Below are 17,974 nucleotides of genomic sequence, written 5' to 3' on the forward strand. Positions count from 1 at the left end.
TCAAGCCGCAGAAGGTCCGCAATGTAACGCTTCTATTCGAGGAAATCCTTCAGTCGCTTACTGCGGCTTGGATGGCGCAACTTACGTAGCGCTTTGGCCTCAATCTGACGAATACGTTCACGTGTAACACCGAACACTTTACCCACTTCTTCAAGGGTTCTGGTTCTTCCGTCGTCCAAACCAAAGCGGAGACGCAAAACATTCTCTTCCCGTTCGGTTAACGTATCCAGTACATCCTCGAGCTGTTCCTTCAGAAGTTCATAGGCAGCCGCATCTGCAGGCGCCAACGCTTCTTGATCCTCAATGAAATCCCCCAGATGTGAGTCATCCTCTTCACCAATTGGTGTTTCCAATGAAACCGGTTCTTGGGCAATTTTCATAATTTCCCGTACTTTTTCCACGCTCAACTCCATTTCGGCAGCCACTTCCTCGGGCGTAGGTTCGCGCCCCAGCTCTTGCAACAGTTGACGCGATACGCGAATCAGCTTGTTGATCGTTTCCACCATATGCACCGGAATACGAATCGTTCTCGCCTGATCGGCTATCGCGCGCGTAATGGCCTGACGAATCCACCAGGTTGCATAGGTACTGAATTTAAAGCCTTTTTCGTAATCAAATTTTTCTACTGCCTTAATCAAACCCATATTACCTTCCTGAATCAGATCCAGGAAAAGCATTCCGCGACCAACATAACGTTTGGCAATACTTACAACCAGACGCAAGTTCGCTTCTGCCAACCGGCGCTTAGCTTCTTCATCGCCGTTATTGATCCGTTTGGCAAGCTCCACCTCATCATCAGCAGAAAGCAACGGTACACGACCGATTTCTTTCAAGTACATCCGGACTGGGTCATTAATTTTAATACCGGGAGGCAGGCTCAGATCGTCATCGAAATTAAAATCATCCCCATCATTGTTTTCCGGGTCGTCATTTTGACGCAATCTGGTAACTTCTTCGTCGTTGTCATTCACAACCTCAATCCCCAAGTCACCCAGCTGCTCATAAAACTCATCCATTTGCTCGGGGTCCTGATCAAACGGCGATAGTTTTTCCATGATATCTTTGTAGTTCAGAGAAGAACTTTTTTTACCCAACTCAATCAGTTGATCTTTAACCTGATCCAGTGTTAGTTCCGTCTCCAGTTCAGTATGCTGATCATTCGCCATCTTTCGACTCCCTCCTCCCTAGAAACATCCGACCTCTGTGTGTTCATTGTCTCTCTAGGGCTATAATCTCACTTGCAATTTGTGCTGCGCGCAGAAAGTCACCTAAGCGCTCAGCGGCTCTCATTTCTTCCCTCTTCAAATCCAGTTGCTCCTGCAATGGAAATTTTCGCACTTGATGAATATAATCATCCAAAATGTGCGGTGCCCATACGCCTGGAGCATCCATCATCATGATCGAACTTACGTTCTTCTCCAGTCGGTCGTCTTGCAAAGATGAAATAAAACGGCTTGTATCCGGTAACTTCCCTTGCGCGTAATAGGCATATAGATAAGCAGCAATTGCTGCATGATCCTCAATATTAAAGGCGTCGCCCAGATGCTTTTCTACATACTCTGCAGCTTCTAAATCCTGCATCATCCAGTGAAGCAGTCTGCGTTCAGCCACATGGTAAGCCGGCAACAGATTAGGTGTGGAGACCTGCCCTTTTTTATGCCTACCATTATTCCACCCATTTTCGTTATTATCCCCAAAGTTCTGTTTTTTTTGCAGGGATTGACGCAGTAAATTGCATTCTTGCTTCAAGGTTTCAAAATCCACCTTGACTTCGGCTGACACTTCGCGCAGATACACTTCCCGCTCGGTCGGGGATGACAGAGGTGCAATGACATTTAATGCTTCGCGGGAATACGCGATTCTTCCTTCTTCCTCTTGCAGTATATGGTTTTTTTTCAGATATATAAGCTTAAATTTCACCGTTGAAACGGCACTTTCGATAATTTGGCGCTGGAATCGTTCGCCGCCGTATTGCCGGATAAAATCATCCGGGTCCATACCGTCACTGACCAGCGCTACTTTCACGTGAAGCCCCGCATTTTCCAACAGCGGAAAATTTTTAAGCGCAGCAGCTTGTCCTGCCCGGTCACCATCATAACAAATAATGACCTCGTCGCACAGTCCTTTTAACATCGTAGCATGGTGCTCTGTTAGAGCAGTGCCCATGGCGGCCACCCCATTTTGTACGCCAGCTTCCCATGCCGAGATGACATCACCGTAGCCTTCAAAAAGAACACTTTGGCGAAGCTTGCGAATTGAGGTTTTAGCATGATGGAGATTGTACAGCGTTCGGCTCTTATTGAATAGCTTGGTCTCCGGTGAATTCAAATACTTCGGCTGTCCCTCACCAAGTATACGGCCTGCAAAGGCAATGACTTTTCCGTTGCGATTCCAAATGGGAAACATGATACGATCTCTGAATCGATCCACATATCCATCACCCTCATGCCGGGGAGAAATAAGCCCTCCCTTTTCCATCTCCACGGGATCAAAAGAACGCTTATCCAGAAACTGAACGATCGTATCCCATCGGTTGGGTGCATAGCCAATTTGAAATTGATCAATGATCTTGTCACTGAATCCTCGTGAGCGCAAGTATTCCATAGCTGGTTTGCCGTGCTCCGTATTTTTAAGCAAAAAATGGTACATCTTAGAAGTTAACTCATACGCTTGCAACAGCCTGTCCAACTCAGGATGCTGATGCGATGAATCACGTCCCTGCCATTCGCCGAGCGGGATATGACTTTCTTCTGCCATTGTCCTGACAGCTTCGGGAAAGGATAGTCCTTCGATTTCCATCATAAACTTGATGGCATTGCCTCCCGCGCCGCAGCCGTAGCAGTAAAAAATCTGACGATCCGGTGTCACGGTGAATGAAGGGGTTTTTTCGGAATGAAAAGGACAGAGGCCTTTCATATATTTCCCCTGCTTGGTCAAATGCACGTACTTGCTTACCGTATCTACAATATCATGATGTTGTAAAACTGACTCAATGATATCGTCCGGTATGTTACCTTGTCCGGCACTCATATTAACCACCTTCATCTCTTTAGCACGTAAATATAATTCGATACCGTTACTCATTCTCCTGCAAGCGAAGTAAAAGTTTTGTCAGTTTATGTTGAAAAACTTCACGATCCTCTAATGAAAACGGTTTAGGGCCTTTTCCATAACGTCCCTTTTTCCGTTCTTTGGCAGAAGTATGACGTCGGTCAAGCATGAAATCTATCGAATCGTTTCGATACATAGCTCCGCGAAAAGACATCACTTCACAACCTTTTGCCAAGGCAAGTGCAGCAAGACCATAATCATTGGTGGTTACAATATCTCCGCGGCGGATATGATTGGCAATATAGAGATCGGCACTTTGGTCGCTTCGGTCTACTTTAACGACGCTTACACCTTTGCTGCCCTGAATGAGATGATCATATGAAGATACCATAATAACCTCAATATGAAAACGGGAAGCTATCTCCGCAATTTCACTTTTAACAGGACAAGCGTCCCCGTCAACAACGATCCTCACACCCAGTAAAGTTCCGGTTCCCCCCATAAGCATCCCCCATCCGCATTCGAGTAAAATACGGAACGGCTGCAAGATTACTCTTACACCGTTCCGTATATTTATACCCATTTTTTCAAGTTGTTCATACTACCACAACTGACGTTTAAACTACAAGCTTGGAAAAATCGGCAAAACACTTCAGTTCTGAGTCAATAACAGCCAGCAATGCCAAACGATTATTACGAACAGCGTCATCCTCAGCCATAACCATAACGGAATCAAAGAACGCCGTTACCGCAGGGGTAATGGATGAAGCTAGCGCTAACGCCCGTGTCGCATCACCTTCCTGTAAAGCTACGCTGTAAGATTCATAAGCGCTATACCATGCTTCGTAAAGCGTTTTTTCGCCTTGTTCCGTAAACTCACCCGTATTAACTGATTTATGCACTGCTTTAGCAGCCAGATTACCTACACGATTAAAGGACTCAACTGTTGCTTTGAATACCTCACCTGTTTGTACGGCAGTCATTAACGCAGCTCCACGGTTAACAACGGAAGCAACGTCGTCATATCCAGCTGCAAGCACAGCATCCACAACGTCATAACGAAGTGTCTCAGACAATAGTTTCTTCACGCGTAATCCAAAAAACTCATGTAATTCTTTACGTATTTCATCCGCGGAACGTTTCATATTTCCAAGATTGCCGTGCACATCGAGCGCGATATTGAACACATCAGACAACGTAGCTGAAAGCTTACGATCCAACAAAATCTGCACAATACCTGCTGCCTGGCGACGAAGCGCGTAAGGGTCCTGTGAACCTGTTGGAATAATACCGATGGAGAAGCAGCCTGTAATAGTATCTATCTTGTCTGCGATACTTACAATCGCTCCAGCATTCGTTGAAGGAACCGTTTCTCCTGCATAACGCGGCTGGTAATGCTCAAACACCGCTCTTGCCACTTCTTCCTTCTCTCCAGCCTTACGAGCATAATCCTCACCCATCACACCTTGCAGTTCCGGGAACTCATATACCATTTGTGTTACCAGGTCAAATTTACAAATATCCGCTGCTCGACTAACCGATTCCTGTGTATCTGGAGAAACGCGAAGCTTCTCTGCCAGAGCATCAGCAATACGGCGGATCCGGCGCACTTTGTCTCCAACCGTTCCCAGCTCTTCGTGGAAGATGATACTTTCCAGTTTGGAGAGTGCATCCTTAATTTCCAGCTTCTGATCTTCTTCATAAAAGAATTTGGCATCAGACAGCCGCGCACGCAATACTTTTTCATTCCCTTTAGCAATGACTTCCAGCGATTGACTTCCTCCGTTACGTACCGTAACAAAATATGGCAGTAGCTCTCCTGTGCGATCCAGCACTGGAAAATAGCGTTGATGTTCACGCATGGAAGTAATGAGTACATCCTTCGGAATGTTCAGGAACGCAGGATCAAAACCTCCGAACAGTACTGTTGGGGTTTCCACCAAATACAGCACTTCTTCCAGCAAATCATCTTTTACCGCAATCGTCCAATCTTTTTCGGCAGCCAGCGCTTCAATCTGCTTCACGATAAGCGATTGACGTTCCTCAATGTCCACAATGACATGCTGCTTGCGAAGCACTTCAACATAGTCGGCTGGACTTTCTACTACGGCATCCTGTCCCAGGAAACGATGCCCTCTTGTCACATTTCCTGACTGCACGCCGGCAATCTCCAAATTAACAATATCGTTACCAAACAAGGCAATCAACCAGCGGATCGGACGAACAAATTTAAAGTCATAACTCGCCCAGCGCATAAATTTAGGGAATGTCATGGCATGTAAAATGTGCAATAAACCTTCGGACAGTACATCCGCCGTTGGAACACCTATGCTGCTCTTAGTTGCGTAAATATATTCCACGCCTCCAAGCTCCTTGAACGTGAACTGTTCAGGATCAACACCTTGGCTGCGAGCAAAGCCCAGTGCAGCCTTGCTCCAGTTACCAGCTTCGTCTAGTGCGATTTTGCGGGAAGGACCTTTAACCTCTTCGTTAATATCTTCTTGCTTCTCCGCTACTTCCTTCACAAGTACCGCCAAACGGCGAGGTGTAGCATAAGCCTCTACAGCACCATAAGCAATACGCGAGCTGTCAAGCCACGCCGTCATACGCTGCTTCAACTGCTGAATCGCATTCGGGATAAAACGTGCAGGGACTTCTTCCAATCCGATCTCAAACAATAAATCCTTAGACATTTGCCGCACCTCCTTTCTTCAACAGCGGGAAGCCCAGCTTCTCGCGCTCCTCCAGATAGGTCGCAGCCACCTGACGCGCCAAATTACGCACTCGTATAATAAACCCAGTCCGTTCCGTCACACTGATCGCTCCGCGAGCGTCCAGCAAGTTGAACGCATGAGAACATTTCAGCACATAATCATAGGCTGGAAATACAAGATGCTGCGCCATCGCTTTATTTGCCTCTTCTTCGTACATATTGAAAAGAGTAAAGAGCATTTTGACGTCAGATACTTCGAACGTATACTTGGAATGCTCAAATTCAGGCTGGTGGAAGACATCACCGTACGTGATTCCGTTGACCCACTCCAAATCGAACACATTCTCCTTGTCCTGGATGTAGGAAGCAAGACGCTCCATACCGTACGTGATTTCTACGGCAACCGGACTGGCATCAATACCGCCCACTTGCTGGAAATAGGTAAACTGGGTAATTTCCATACCGTCCAGCCATACTTCCCAACCTAAGCCCCACGCTCCCAACGTCGGTGCTTCCCAGTTGTCTTCAACGAAACGAATATCATGCTCCAGAGGGTTAATGCCTAAACGGCTCAAACTCTCCAAATACAATTCCTGAATGTTATCCGGCGAAGGCTTCAAAACTACTTGGAACTGATGATGCTGATACAGGCGATTTGGGTTCTCACCATAACGTCCGTCTGACGGACGACGAGAAGGCTCAACATAAGCTACATTCCACGGCTCAGGTCCGATCGAACGTAAATACGTCATCGGGTTCATCGTGCCTGCCCCTTTTTCCGTGTCATACGGCTGTACAATAATACAGTTGTGTTCAGCCCAAAATTGTTGCAGCGTTAAAATCATCTGCTGAAAATTCATTGGTACACGCTCCCTTTCCAATTCCCTCAAATGTTGGTGATTTCTTCTCATTTAAGCTCGTATGTACAGGGCTATTTTATCTCAAGAGCCTTGTTAGAGACAGCAAAAAGCCCCCGCCTCTACGCCTGTACAGACGTAGGGACGAGAGCTGACTCCCGCGGTTCCACCCTACTTGATTGCGATCCTATATCACCAATCAGATCGTAATCCTCTTTTCCGTGTCCAATCAGACGCTCCCGAGTGCCTTGTTCACGAAGAATTCCCGCTGGGCTTACACCGTCCCCAACTCGCTAATAACAGAGAATACATCCCGCTACTTTCTCGTTCAATGCATCTGCTCCCGAAGGAGATATATAGTAGGATATTACACGGTTTCAGCAATACAGTCAAGAGAATAGGGCGTTTCACATATCGTACTTGTCGAGCTGATCCAAAAAATTGCGGGATTTTAGCTTGACCTCCAACTGCATATCCATGAACTGACGCATGACATGTTTGATCTCCAGCTTAGTGGAGTCCTTCACGTCAATGTTGCCGAGCCGATTCAAATCCATTCTGGCGAACAAGCGCAGCAACTTCAGTGTACGTGGAGTCACGCTTAATGCAGCTGGATCAAAATGCTTGTAGCTCCGACACAAAACTCCGCCCAGCCTCGGACTGACGAACATATCCTCATCAGCACATTGTTGACCACTTGAAATACATGCATCAAGCTGAGGAGCATATCCGGCCGCCTGCAATATTTTAAATTCATAAATACTCATGACGATCAGCGGATCTTTGCCACTCTCCAGCGCCTCCAAACATGCTTTTAGCTGCTTAAACCAGAACGCACCTGTTTCCTCATCCTGTAACACCCGATCGAGTAATTCACAAGCATAAGAAGCGTAAGCAGCCTTAGTAATATCCTCGCGTAATGTATGGTGGGATTGGATGATTTCACCGGCATTCAACGTGCCTAAGCCTGTGTTTCGAAAAAAAACGAATTCACCGTACGTAAACGGCTGCGTTAAAGCAGCGTGACGGCTTTTGGACTTTTTTGCACCTCTGACCAGCACGCCTGCTTTACCTCCGCTTTCGGTGCAAAGCGTAATAATTTTGTTCCCCTCACCGTAATCCATGCTGCGGATGACGATTCCTTCCACCCTGTAAAGCATGCCTCTTCCCCCAAACATTCGCGAAGAAGCCAGTGGCTTGTACTATTCACGGGCTTCTTCATGCTCGTCCGACTCTCCTTCATCCGTATCTTGCTCCCTTGTCAAGGCGCTCTCCCGGTATAACAGATACGCACCGACATCTCCAGTCATCGCAAAATACTTCCACGAAAAATCTCGCAATCGTATTCATCCTCTCTTCGGAAATGACGTTTGCATCTCAAAATTAGGATGATGCGAAGAGAAGGGAAGTATGCGATGAAATAAATGGATTGCGTTAAAAAAGGCTGCTGTATGTAGAATGGAATACGCTTCGCAAATGATTTGATCTTACGATCGCTGTTACCCCCGAATTTATTTGAATGTAAAACATACAAAGGGTTAAATTCGGGGGTAAAGGCGAACGCTATCGCTTCTTCAGATTCAAATCCTTCGCTCCGCTACATCGTGCATACAAGGCCTTTTTTAAAGCACACCTATTTCATCGCTGGAAGAAAAGGATAAAAAGAGCAAGAAGTTAAGCGCCGCACATACGCGGCGCTTTAAATGATCAGGAGACTATTACTATCTCAGCCAAGAGATCGGGACGGCTTTTTTATGATGCTTACTACAACTATACATATTTATTTAATATCAATTTTTAACCTCAATAAACCCTTGAACTAAAGTGACGTAGAATCGAGTTCTGTTTTTAAGCGTCGCGATGAAAGCCAAGGTCACGAAGGACGCGTTCCTGGTTGCGCCAGTCTTTTTTGACCTTAACCCAAAGTTCCAGGAAAATCTTGGAGCCTAACAGGTTTTGGATATCCTGGCGTGCCTGTTTGCCCACTTCTTTGAGCATGGCTCCCTGTTTGCCGATAATAATCCCCTTCTGGGAGTCACGTTCTACAAAAATAACAGCCATAATATGCACTACACCATTATCCTGCACTTTCATATCTTCAATCATAACCGCAATAGAATGGGGTACTTCCTCACGTGTCATATGCAGAATTTTTTCACGCACCAGCTCGGCAATGACAAACTGTTCTGGATGATCGGTAATTTGATCATCCGGATAATATTGCGGACCTTCTGGTAAGTATTTTTGCACCTGCTCCAGCAGGGTGTTTACATTGTTGCCCATTTTGGCCGAGATGGGTACGATTTCTGCAAAGTCGTACAACTTGCGATACTGCTCAATCAGGGGTAACAATGCTTCTGGCTCAATACGATCAATTTTATTCAGCACCAAAATAACTGGCGTTTTTACTTGTTTAAGCTGTTCCGTAATAAAACGGTCGCCACCGCCTAGACCTTCAGCAGCGTCAATAAGAAAAAGTACCGCTTCTACTTCACCCAACGTATTAAAAGCAGTCTGATTCATGTAATCGCCTAATTTTGACTGACGCTTATGAATCCCGGGTGTATCCAAAAATACAATTTGCGTGTCCTCTGTAGTAAATACGCCGTGAATTTTGTTGCGTGTAGTTTGTGGCTTGTCTGACATAATGGCGATCTTCTGCCCAATGACGTGGTTCATCAGTGTTGATTTTCCGACATTAGGTCTGCCAACAATTGCGACAAAGCCTGATTTAAAGTGTTTCTTAGCCATTTCATTTCCTCCAGCGCGATTAAGCACCTATTTTATTTGGGTTTTTCCATTAAAACAGCGAACTAATTAACGTCAACATAGGCCTATAAAACACAAATATACCAATAATTACAGCAAAAACCGCTGCCAGGAGCACGGCTCCGGCGGCGGTGTCTTTAGCCGCTTTGGCCAGCGGATGAATATCAGGTGAGATGAGATCCACCGCTGCTTCAACAGCGGTGTTGAACAGTTCGGCTACAATGACTATAGCGATAGCCACGCAGACGAATAACCAGTCGAGCCGGGAGATGTGCAGAGTTAAGCCTGCTACAATGACAAGGAGCGCCACGGCCACATGTATCCGCATATTTACTTGCGTACGCAGAGCGTACATCACGCCTTCTGCCGCATAGCGAAAAGTCATTCTCCAAGGCTGACGTCTCATTACCTTGTCAACCCCGCTTGAGCCAGTACAGCTTCCTGTTTGCCCATCATTTCAGCTTCACTCACATCATCCTGATGATCATAGCCTAACAGATGAAGAAAGCCGTGAACAAACAAAAAACCGATTTCACGCTCAATCGAATGTCCGTATTCTTCACTCTGAGCTTGCGCTGTTTGTACAGAGATTATAATATCCCCCAAAACATCAGGTACATCATTCAATGAATTTTCATCATTCGGTTCGTAAATAATTTCAAGCTCTTCATCCAGTGTTTCCTTCATAGCAAAAGACAACACATCGGTGGGACGATCAATTCCCCGATAGTCCCTGTTCAACTCATGAATTTGCTCATCATTAACGAAGGTAAGGGCTACCTCACCGTCAGTGACTCCTTCCACTTTGCCTGCCTCCTCTAATAAGGTGTTCAGCAGCGTAATCAAGGATTCGTTAATTACCATATCGTTTTGTTCATTATTCCAAGCTAATTGAAGGCCCATGCCAACCGCTCCTTTTAATTCTAGTGCTCTAACCGTACTTCATGCACAAGTTATATTAAGCTTTTCCGTTTTCAGACTTGGGCCTTTCCTCCGGATACTCAATACGGGAATGAAAAATCCCCATTACTGTTTCCTTGAGGGTTTGAGCCACGATATCAAGCTCCCGCATGGTCAGCTCGCAGTCGTTGAATTGGTGATCATCAAGACGGCTCTTAATAATTTTCTCAATCATGGATTCCACTTGTTCCACTGTCGGCTTCCGTAAGGAACGAACTGCTGCCTCCACGCTATCAGCAATTCCCACCACAGCAGACTCTTTAGACTGAGCCTTCGGTCCCGGATAACGGAAATCATCCTCCGTGAAGTCAGGCTCCACCCCCCGCTCTTCAGCTTCGCGCAACGCCTTGTGATAAAAATAGTGTAAGAATGTCGTTCCGTGGTGCTGCTCGGCAATGTCGCGAATGGGCTTGGGTAGCTTGTAATCCAATTGCATTTCCACGCCGTCACGAGCATGGGCGATAATGATGGATTTGCTCAGCTTGGGCTCTATTCTATCATGTGGATTTTCCAACCCATTTTGATTTTCAATGAAGTACGAAGGCCTCTTGGTTTTACCAATATCATGATAATACGAACCAACCCGGCACAACAAGCCGTTTGCCCCTATAGCCTCCGCTGCGGCCTCTGACAGATTACCCACCATTACACTATGATGATACGTTCCCGGTGTCTCCGTAAGCAGCTTGCGGAGCAATGGATGATTGGGATTTGACAGCTCAACAAGCTTCAGTGCCGACAAGATACCAAAGGTAGACTCAAAAAATGGCATTAGCCCAATAACAAGTATTGCTGTTATCAGACCACCTGCAAAAGCAAAAGCTACCCCATAGAGCGTCGTCGTTTGAGTCCAATTCCCTTGGTCAATCAGTGCCAGAGAAAAAACAGACAGGGCACCGAACAGGCATACCATAATCGCCCCTTTGAACAGTGTTGAACGCTGGCTGGCTCGATGAGTAGAGAAAATCGCTGCCAGACAGACCACAATAGCAAAAAATCCAAAATTAAAGTCGAAAATTTGTCCCTGACGGACATTCAAAATAACACTTGCCAATATACTGAATATAACGGCACATACGAAAGCCAACGACATATCAAGCAACAGCGTTACGAGCATAGCTCCAAGCGCGATAGGCGCCAGATAGCCGAGATAGGAACGTTCATTGTTCTGCAGTATGGAAATTAACATCATTGCTCCAACTGTTATCACAAAGATTAATACTAGCATGAGCAACTGCGCATTATTATACTTGAAGTTTCGTGTTCGTGATTGAAATTGACGAATATACATAAACAGGCCCAATGCCAGCATCATAGACAACATCAGCAGTCCAAATTGTGGCCAATAATTGATTTTATCCTTGAGCAATTCATTTTCATCAAGCAGTGTATAGATTTCCTGGGTAATAATCTCACCCTTCTTGACGAGTACTTCACCCTGTTTAATGTAAACTGTCGGTGTATCTTCACGAGCCTGTACCTTTGCGTCCTTCGTAGCTGTATCATCATAAAACTTGTTGGCGGTAATCACAAGCCTTGCAAGTTCCTGAACAACCTCCCGTGAAGTACGCTTAGTAAGCGAGCTTGTACTAACCCGCTCAGCTACTTTCGCTCGGGCTGTCTGAGCATCCGTAATTTGATCATTCATCAACCCTGTCACAATCTCACGGGCAACAGGCCGCATTTCAGCAATATCCTCAGATGTAAGGCGCGGAATTTTAATGAATGTCTCCTCTGGAATTCGGTACGTTTGCTCTTTCGTTTTTTCCAGCACTTCATCCAGCAACTTATCTGGGTAGGCATCCGCATTACGGCTGTTATTCACAAAATTTTGTACAAATTCCCGTGCACGTTGCGGAATCTCATCCTTATAAATCGAAATCTTATCTGCTCTGGAGACCTGGTCATCCTGATTGAGCCGTTCAATTCGATCCAAAATACCAGTAATCAGGTTATCGTTGCGAACGGGCACAATGGTATACATGGGCTGCACACGTTCAGCTGATTCCTCTTGAGCCTTCAAAGTCGCCTTACTGTTAGGAAGCTGCATCGGGGCGACAATTTCCTTTTCACTCGGTTGATTTACCCGAATATCATAACGCTCGGGAAGCAGCTTGGACGCAAAGCCTACATAAAAAAGAACCACCAAAAATAAAAACAGAAGATAGCGTGTCACCACGCTATACTTCCATCCATTCATTCTATGCTGGAACGTTTTCCCTTTAGATAATTCCTTCGAGGTCATCTAAAACAATCCCTCTCCATCATCTTTTTCAAGGCAGCTACACTGCTCATTTTATACTTTTTCTGGTCGTACACGGCATACTCGTGATTGAATGACTATCCTTGATTTTCGGCAACTCGGTCATAAGCAACAATAATTTTCTGTACCAGGGAATGACGGACAACATCCTCTTCTGCAAACTGGACAAAGCCTATTTCCTCAATCCCTTGTAAAATCGCATTCGCTTCAATCAGACCGGATTTTTTGCCACGAGGCAAATCAATTTGCGTAACATCGCCGGTAATGACCATTTTGGAGCCAAAGCCAAGTCGAGTCAAAAACATTTTCATTTGCTCGGGTGTAGTGTTTTGCGCTTCGTCCAAAATAATAAAAGAGTCATCCAGCGTACGTCCCCGCATATAAGCCAAAGGTGCAATTTCTATTAATCCGCGCTCCAGTGCCTTTGCAGTCTGCTCTGGGCCCATCACATCGTATAGGGCATCATACAATGGGCGTAAATACGGATCAACCTTTTCCTGTAAATCCCCTGGTAAAAAACCTAAATTTTCACCTGCTTCCACCGCAGGACGAGTCAGTACAATGCGCTTGACTGAACCTTCCTTCAGGGCAGCTACGGCCAGCACTACAGCCAGATAGGTTTTACCAGTACCCGCCGGGCCAATTCCAAATACAATATCGCGTTTCTTAATCGTGGTTACATAGTGCTTTTGTCCAATCGTTTTGACGCGAATCGGTTTACCCCGGAACGTCGTCGTAATTTCACCCTTGAACAAATCGAGCAGCTGATCAGCGCGCAAATCTTTTGCCAGTTCAATCGCATAATGGACATCCCTTTCGGTCAGTATATACCCATTGCGAATTAACTGGAGTAATACGTCGAACAATTGTTCGAGCACTTCCACCTCGTGAGCATTACCAAAAACATTAACTTCTGCCTCACGAGATGCTATTTTTGCGGGAATAGCTGCTTCGATTAATTTCAAAAAGGAATCCTGCGGGCCAAATAACGCCTGTCCTTCTCCCGCATTGTTCAATGCAATTTGTATGCTGCGTTGTTGTTCTGCCAAATAGCCTCATTCTCCTTGGTTATGAACTAACGGAAGTTCTTCCGCAATATCCTGCTCCACTTCAAAAAGCACTTTCATATAAACTTTACCATTCTCTCTCTTCTCATGCAAAATTTTTTGGCTCATTATTTTCGTTCCTTTGCCGTATTTAGCTAAAATATCAGCTCGCGCGCCTTCTAAACCTGACATTTTCGCTTCTGCTTCCGTAAGCTTCTGCTCCTGTATCTTTGTCTCCCTCACACTTTCGGTCATCCAACCCACCGGAAGTTTGTAGGAACGCCATGTTAGCGGATCATGTTCAACTGTTGTTTTATGTGTAGAATAAGGTATTTTCCCATATCCCCACAATTGTATCGCACGGTTGCCTAGGACCAGATACAAGCGGTCATGACTGATACCTGTATACGTGCTGCTGCGTTGCACCGTGGGACTGCTAATTTCGTATTCATGCCATACAAGACCCTTAACCTCTCCTTTGGCTACGACCTGCTGTTGGTTCTCCTCATCTCCAAGCGTTCCAGAGATGAGGATGGCTCCTTTTTTGACACGCGTATTTTTATGCACGACAGGACGACCCTGCTCGGCAAAAATTTCAGTAACTACCGCATCTGCCTTACTAATGATATGACGAGGGCTGTAGAGCGGCGCAGGGGTAGGCTGTGAAGCTTCAACAACCTGAATCGTCACCAAAGTACCCTGCTTTTCCACACCGATCCAGGATGCCTCTGGAAGCTTCTGCATGAGCGCACGTGAAAGCTTGTCTTGACTGGATAGACGAAAGCTCCATTGAAATGGATACAGGCCCTCCTGTCGAGCGGCTTTGAGAACAGATTCCGTCGATAGCTTATCATTCCCCTTTACTTCAATGTCCCAGATAAGCGAAGACATCAGCAGAAGACCTATCCAGAACAAAGCCAATCCAGCCAGGAAAAATTTACGTTTGGCAAGTCGTACAGCAGTAAAGGGAAGCCCTTGCCGCTTCAGAACATGCATTTTACAGCCTGTCCTTCTCAAAAGCGGGCGTAGGAGGAAGACGTGCGGCAGCAGAAGGTTCATTTCTGCATGTCTAGTACCCATCGGCCGCACGTTCCACACAGGTATATGGTGATCGGTGAGTAAATTAATGAAAGCTTCCACACTTTCGCCCTTGATAGCAAGGGTAACCGTACCACGCAGCTTTGCTAAAGCAGGATGTTTCACGAGCCTTCCTCCGTTCCTTCCATTTGGATATCCGTTATATGTCCCTCCACACTTACCTGCTCTGGCAGAATAGACGTAATGACTAGATCATGGCCCGACACCCTCAGCCTGCCTTGCGCAAGTGCAAGTACGAGCTGATCCGGCGTGAAATCCACCACGCCCCGGTGATTCTCCACATAAAGCTGACGGCTGCCGATGAGGGTTAACCGCGGCAGGTCAAATAGAATGTCCTGCGGAAGCTCCAGCGTCTCGCTGGCCCACTTTCGCAGTTTGCGGCTCATCCTGCTCATACGGCGAAATCTCCCTTCCTGTCATCAAAATATTTGTTATCCAACGGCTTAGAGTTGTTTTGATGACAGCACGCTGCTATTTTTTCATCTTCTGTTATTGCCATCCGGTACCCATAGATGTTTCAAGGCAGCTACGCTGCTGGCTTTCCATCTTATATTCTTATGATCAGTGAACACCATTACACCAGTGCCACAGATATCTGTACTGTACATTTTATGATCCAGTCGCGGCATTTATGAGGCTAAACTTACAATTCGTAGTAGCTACTATATTGCAGAGGAAAAAGATGTGTCCTTTCAAAATTCACAACAAAAAAGACAACCTCATTTTCATATTGAAAACAAAGGTTGTCTTTTTTGAATTTCATTAAATGACACGGTTATTTTTCGCTATCTCGATTTAAAAGAGAGTTTTTTCTAGAGTATAAGAAGTAAACAGCCATACCAATGACAAGCCAAATAATAAAGCGAATAAATGTCTGGCCATTCAAATTAAGAATGAGCACCCCACATGAAACGATAGCCAGGATCGGGATATACGGAACTCCAGGACATCGGAAGGCCCTTGGCAAGTCAGGTTGTGTTTTTCTCATAACGATAACGGCGACCGAAATCAGAATAAATGCTGACAAGGTTCCAATGTTCACCAAACTTGCTAACTCATCCAGCGGAATCAGTCCACCCATTAATGCAGATAAAGTGCCGAAAAACAACGTGTTAATGTAGGGCGTTTTGTATTTGGAATGAACCTTGGATAATACTTTGGGGACTAAGCCGTCACGTGACATAGCAAACATAATACGAGTTTGACCATAGAGCATTACCAGCATGACCGTTGTCATCCCTAAGATGGCTCCTATATCTACAATACCTGCAACCCAGTTCTGGCCCGCAACCTGCAATACCAATGACACGGGGTGAGAGATACCTTCAAATTGCATAAACGGTACTATACCAGTCATAATCGCGCTAACAATGACATACAAAAACGTACAAATAATGAGTGAGAAAATAATGCCTCGCGGTAAATCAGTAGTGGGATTTTTAGTTTCTTCAGCCGCCGATGAAACAGCATCAAAACCAATAAAAGAAAAAAACACAAGAGCTGCGGCTCCAAACACCCCACTGAACCCAAACGGCATAAACGGTGTCCAGTTATCTGGCTTCACATATTTAAAAGCAACGATGATAAATAATAAAATAACAACAATTTTTATGATTACCATGATGTTGTTTATCCGTTTTGATTCTTTTATCCCTAAATAAAGCAAGAACGTGATACCCATCAAAATTAAAAAAGCTGGGAGATTAAAATAAGTAGTTTGGTCTTTCAAAGCCCCCGGTGCAGCAGTGAATTCAAGCGGAATGTGAAGGCCAATTCCGTTCAAAAATGATACAAAGTAACCCGACCAACCTGCGGAAACGGCGCTGGCTGCCAGCATGTATTCCAAAATTAAATCCCATCCAATAATAAAGGCCAATAGCTCCCCCATCGTAGCATATGTAAAAGTGTAAACAGAACCGGATACTGGAACGGTGGATGCAAACTCCGCATAAGCCAATGCTGCGAATAAACACGCGAGTCCCGCAATCACAAAAGAAAGAACTAAGCCTGGACCAGCCGTAACTGCTCCTGTACCTGTCAACACAAAAATTCCCGTTCCGATAATGGCTCCAATTCCAAGCATCGTTAAATCAAACGCACCCAGCTCCCTTTTGAGTGCTTTTTCCCCTCGCGTAGCGGCAATCAACTGATCAATGCTCTTCTTTCTAAACAAGCTATTTCCCATCGATCCCATCCTCCTAAAAATTAATTTTTCCATTTTTATAACCTTGTTGTATCACCTCGATATAAATAAAATTTTAGGTAAAATTGGATTGAATTTCATAAGTATCTATCATTGAGAACATTATATATAAAAAAGAAAAAATGAAAACTGCTTTCGGAAAGCTCCATTCATATTGTTACATCTGATCATTTTTCAGGAATATATTTTCATAAATGAGGCGCTAAATTAGACAAAATGCCACCATTTTAGATGACAACAAATGTGAGAAAGCTAGAGCACACAAGGGATTATCACATTCGTTGTCAGGTAATTAGAGCATTTGTCGTTAATTCACTTTTTATTCCGAGCATGGTTATGTATTCCTAAAGCATCACAAAAAAAGATCCGCCACAGCCAAAGCCGTGACGGATCCACTATCATTTTAACGTCTTCCTCCACCCATGTAGCGCTTGGAACGTGGAGGACCTAATATTTCTGCCCAAATCACACCTCTGCGCAGATCAGCCGTATCCACCGTATTACGGTCTTGCGAAGCTATCTCTGGCGCATCTGTAATTTCCCCTGACTCCCTCGCATTGGATATACGATCGAGACGGGCTAAAACCATTTTTCGTTCTTCTTCCATAGCACGGATCCGATCCTCTAGAGTCGAACCGTTATCTAATGAATCCCGGTTCATTCGTTCTTCCGTTTCCGGCCGATCGCCCATTTCTTCTATGCGACGAGCTTCCATAACCGTCCGTCGTTCATTAGGAAATTGACGTTGCAGCTCTCCAGCAATATCCTGCTGACGTTGCTCTTGCCCATGTTCCATTGTGAAGGGTCCGGATGACGTCGAGGGCCCACGAGAACCATGATCACCACCAAAGGTAGGCATACCTTTTCGCGGCGGTGATTTCCGCCCTGTACCTTGGATGCTTTTCCCCAAAAAAGACACCAAAGCAAAGCCAATCACGATCAGGATATACAAATGTTCAAAGATCCAGCTGATAAAGTTCATTACTCACCACCTAGCTGCCGTAATTCATCGGC

General features: G+C 45.3%; 16 protein-coding genes. All 16 read right to left on the reverse strand.

Annotated features, from left to right (window positions below; genetic code table 11):
- Window positions 1-32 precede the first annotated feature (32 nt).
- A complete protein-coding gene (rpoD, locus tag ACWA2B_RS18170) occupies window positions 33-1,166 on the reverse strand; it encodes an RNA polymerase sigma factor RpoD (protein WP_007431230.1) in 1,134 nt (377 codons plus the stop codon).
- A gap of 43 nt (window positions 1,167-1,209) precedes the next feature.
- The gene (dnaG, locus tag ACWA2B_RS18175) at window positions 1,210-3,084 is read right to left on the reverse strand and encodes a DNA primase (RefSeq protein WP_029517786.1); all 1,875 of its coding nucleotides are present in this window, start codon (window positions 3,082-3,084) and stop codon (window positions 1,210-1,212) included.
- On the reverse strand, window positions 3,077-3,553 hold the full coding sequence (locus ACWA2B_RS18180; protein ID WP_029517787.1) for a YaiI/YqxD family protein: 477 nt from the start codon (window positions 3,551-3,553) through the stop codon (window positions 3,077-3,079). The genes dnaG and ACWA2B_RS18180 overlap by 8 nt, the downstream gene beginning before the upstream one ends.
- 115 nt (window positions 3,554-3,668) lie before the next feature.
- On the reverse strand, window positions 3,669-5,744 hold the full coding sequence (gene glyS, locus ACWA2B_RS18185) for a glycine--tRNA ligase subunit beta (RefSeq protein ID WP_165149036.1): 2,076 nt from the start codon (window positions 5,742-5,744) through the stop codon (window positions 3,669-3,671).
- Window positions 5,737-6,624 (reverse strand): glycine--tRNA ligase subunit alpha, encoded by an 888-nt coding sequence (gene glyQ, locus ACWA2B_RS18190; protein WP_023989480.1) that lies wholly within the window; start codon window positions 6,622-6,624, stop codon window positions 5,737-5,739. The genes glyS and glyQ overlap by 8 nt, the downstream gene beginning before the upstream one ends.
- Window positions 6,625-7,028: 404 nt before the next feature.
- Window positions 7,029-7,781, reverse strand: a complete 753-nt coding sequence (recO, locus tag ACWA2B_RS18195) for a DNA repair protein RecO (RefSeq protein WP_013311133.1) — start codon at window positions 7,779-7,781, stop codon at window positions 7,029-7,031.
- 42 nt (window positions 7,782-7,823) lie between these two features.
- Window positions 7,824-7,961, reverse strand: coding sequence for a YqzL family protein (locus ACWA2B_RS18200; RefSeq protein WP_449292482.1), 138 nt, complete (start codon window positions 7,959-7,961; stop codon window positions 7,824-7,826).
- 508 nt (window positions 7,962-8,469) lie between these two features.
- The gene (gene era / locus ACWA2B_RS18205) at window positions 8,470-9,372 is read right to left on the reverse strand and encodes a GTPase Era (protein WP_449292483.1); all 903 of its coding nucleotides are present in this window, start codon (window positions 9,370-9,372) and stop codon (window positions 8,470-8,472) included.
- Between the two features lie 49 nt (window positions 9,373-9,421).
- Entirely contained in the window at window positions 9,422-9,796 is a 375-nt protein-coding gene (locus ACWA2B_RS18210) for a diacylglycerol kinase family protein (RefSeq protein ID WP_025722122.1), read from the reverse strand.
- On the reverse strand, window positions 9,796-10,293 hold the full coding sequence (gene ybeY, locus ACWA2B_RS18215; protein ID WP_029517792.1) for an rRNA maturation RNase YbeY: 498 nt from the start codon (window positions 10,291-10,293) through the stop codon (window positions 9,796-9,798). The genes ACWA2B_RS18210 and ybeY overlap by 1 nt, the downstream gene beginning before the upstream one ends.
- Before the next feature lie 55 nt (window positions 10,294-10,348).
- Complete coding sequence (locus ACWA2B_RS18220; RefSeq protein ID WP_449292484.1) at window positions 10,349-12,595, reverse strand: HD family phosphohydrolase; 2,247 nt, start codon at window positions 12,593-12,595, stop codon at window positions 10,349-10,351.
- A gap of 95 nt (window positions 12,596-12,690) precedes the next feature.
- Window positions 12,691-13,662 (reverse strand): PhoH family protein, encoded by a 972-nt coding sequence (locus ACWA2B_RS18225; RefSeq protein WP_029517794.1) that lies wholly within the window; start codon window positions 13,660-13,662, stop codon window positions 12,691-12,693.
- 6 nt (window positions 13,663-13,668) lie between these two features.
- Window positions 13,669-14,862, reverse strand: coding sequence for a sporulation protein YqfD (gene yqfD, locus ACWA2B_RS18230; RefSeq protein ID WP_449292485.1), 1,194 nt, complete (start codon window positions 14,860-14,862; stop codon window positions 13,669-13,671).
- The gene (gene yqfC, locus ACWA2B_RS18235; RefSeq protein ID WP_029517796.1) at window positions 14,859-15,152 is read right to left on the reverse strand and encodes a sporulation protein YqfC; all 294 of its coding nucleotides are present in this window, start codon (window positions 15,150-15,152) and stop codon (window positions 14,859-14,861) included. The genes yqfD and yqfC overlap by 4 nt, the downstream gene beginning before the upstream one ends.
- Before the next feature lie 380 nt (window positions 15,153-15,532).
- Window positions 15,533-16,942: an amino acid permease gene (locus ACWA2B_RS18240; protein ID WP_029517797.1), complete on the reverse strand. Its 1,410-nt coding sequence runs from the start codon at window positions 16,940-16,942 to the stop codon at window positions 15,533-15,535.
- Between the two features lie 421 nt (window positions 16,943-17,363).
- The gene (locus tag ACWA2B_RS18245) at window positions 17,364-17,942 is read right to left on the reverse strand and encodes a hypothetical protein (RefSeq protein WP_340932677.1); all 579 of its coding nucleotides are present in this window, start codon (window positions 17,940-17,942) and stop codon (window positions 17,364-17,366) included.
- Window positions 17,943-17,974: the final 32 nt, after the last annotated feature.

Source organism: Paenibacillus sp. CMM36, assembly GCF_053570945.1.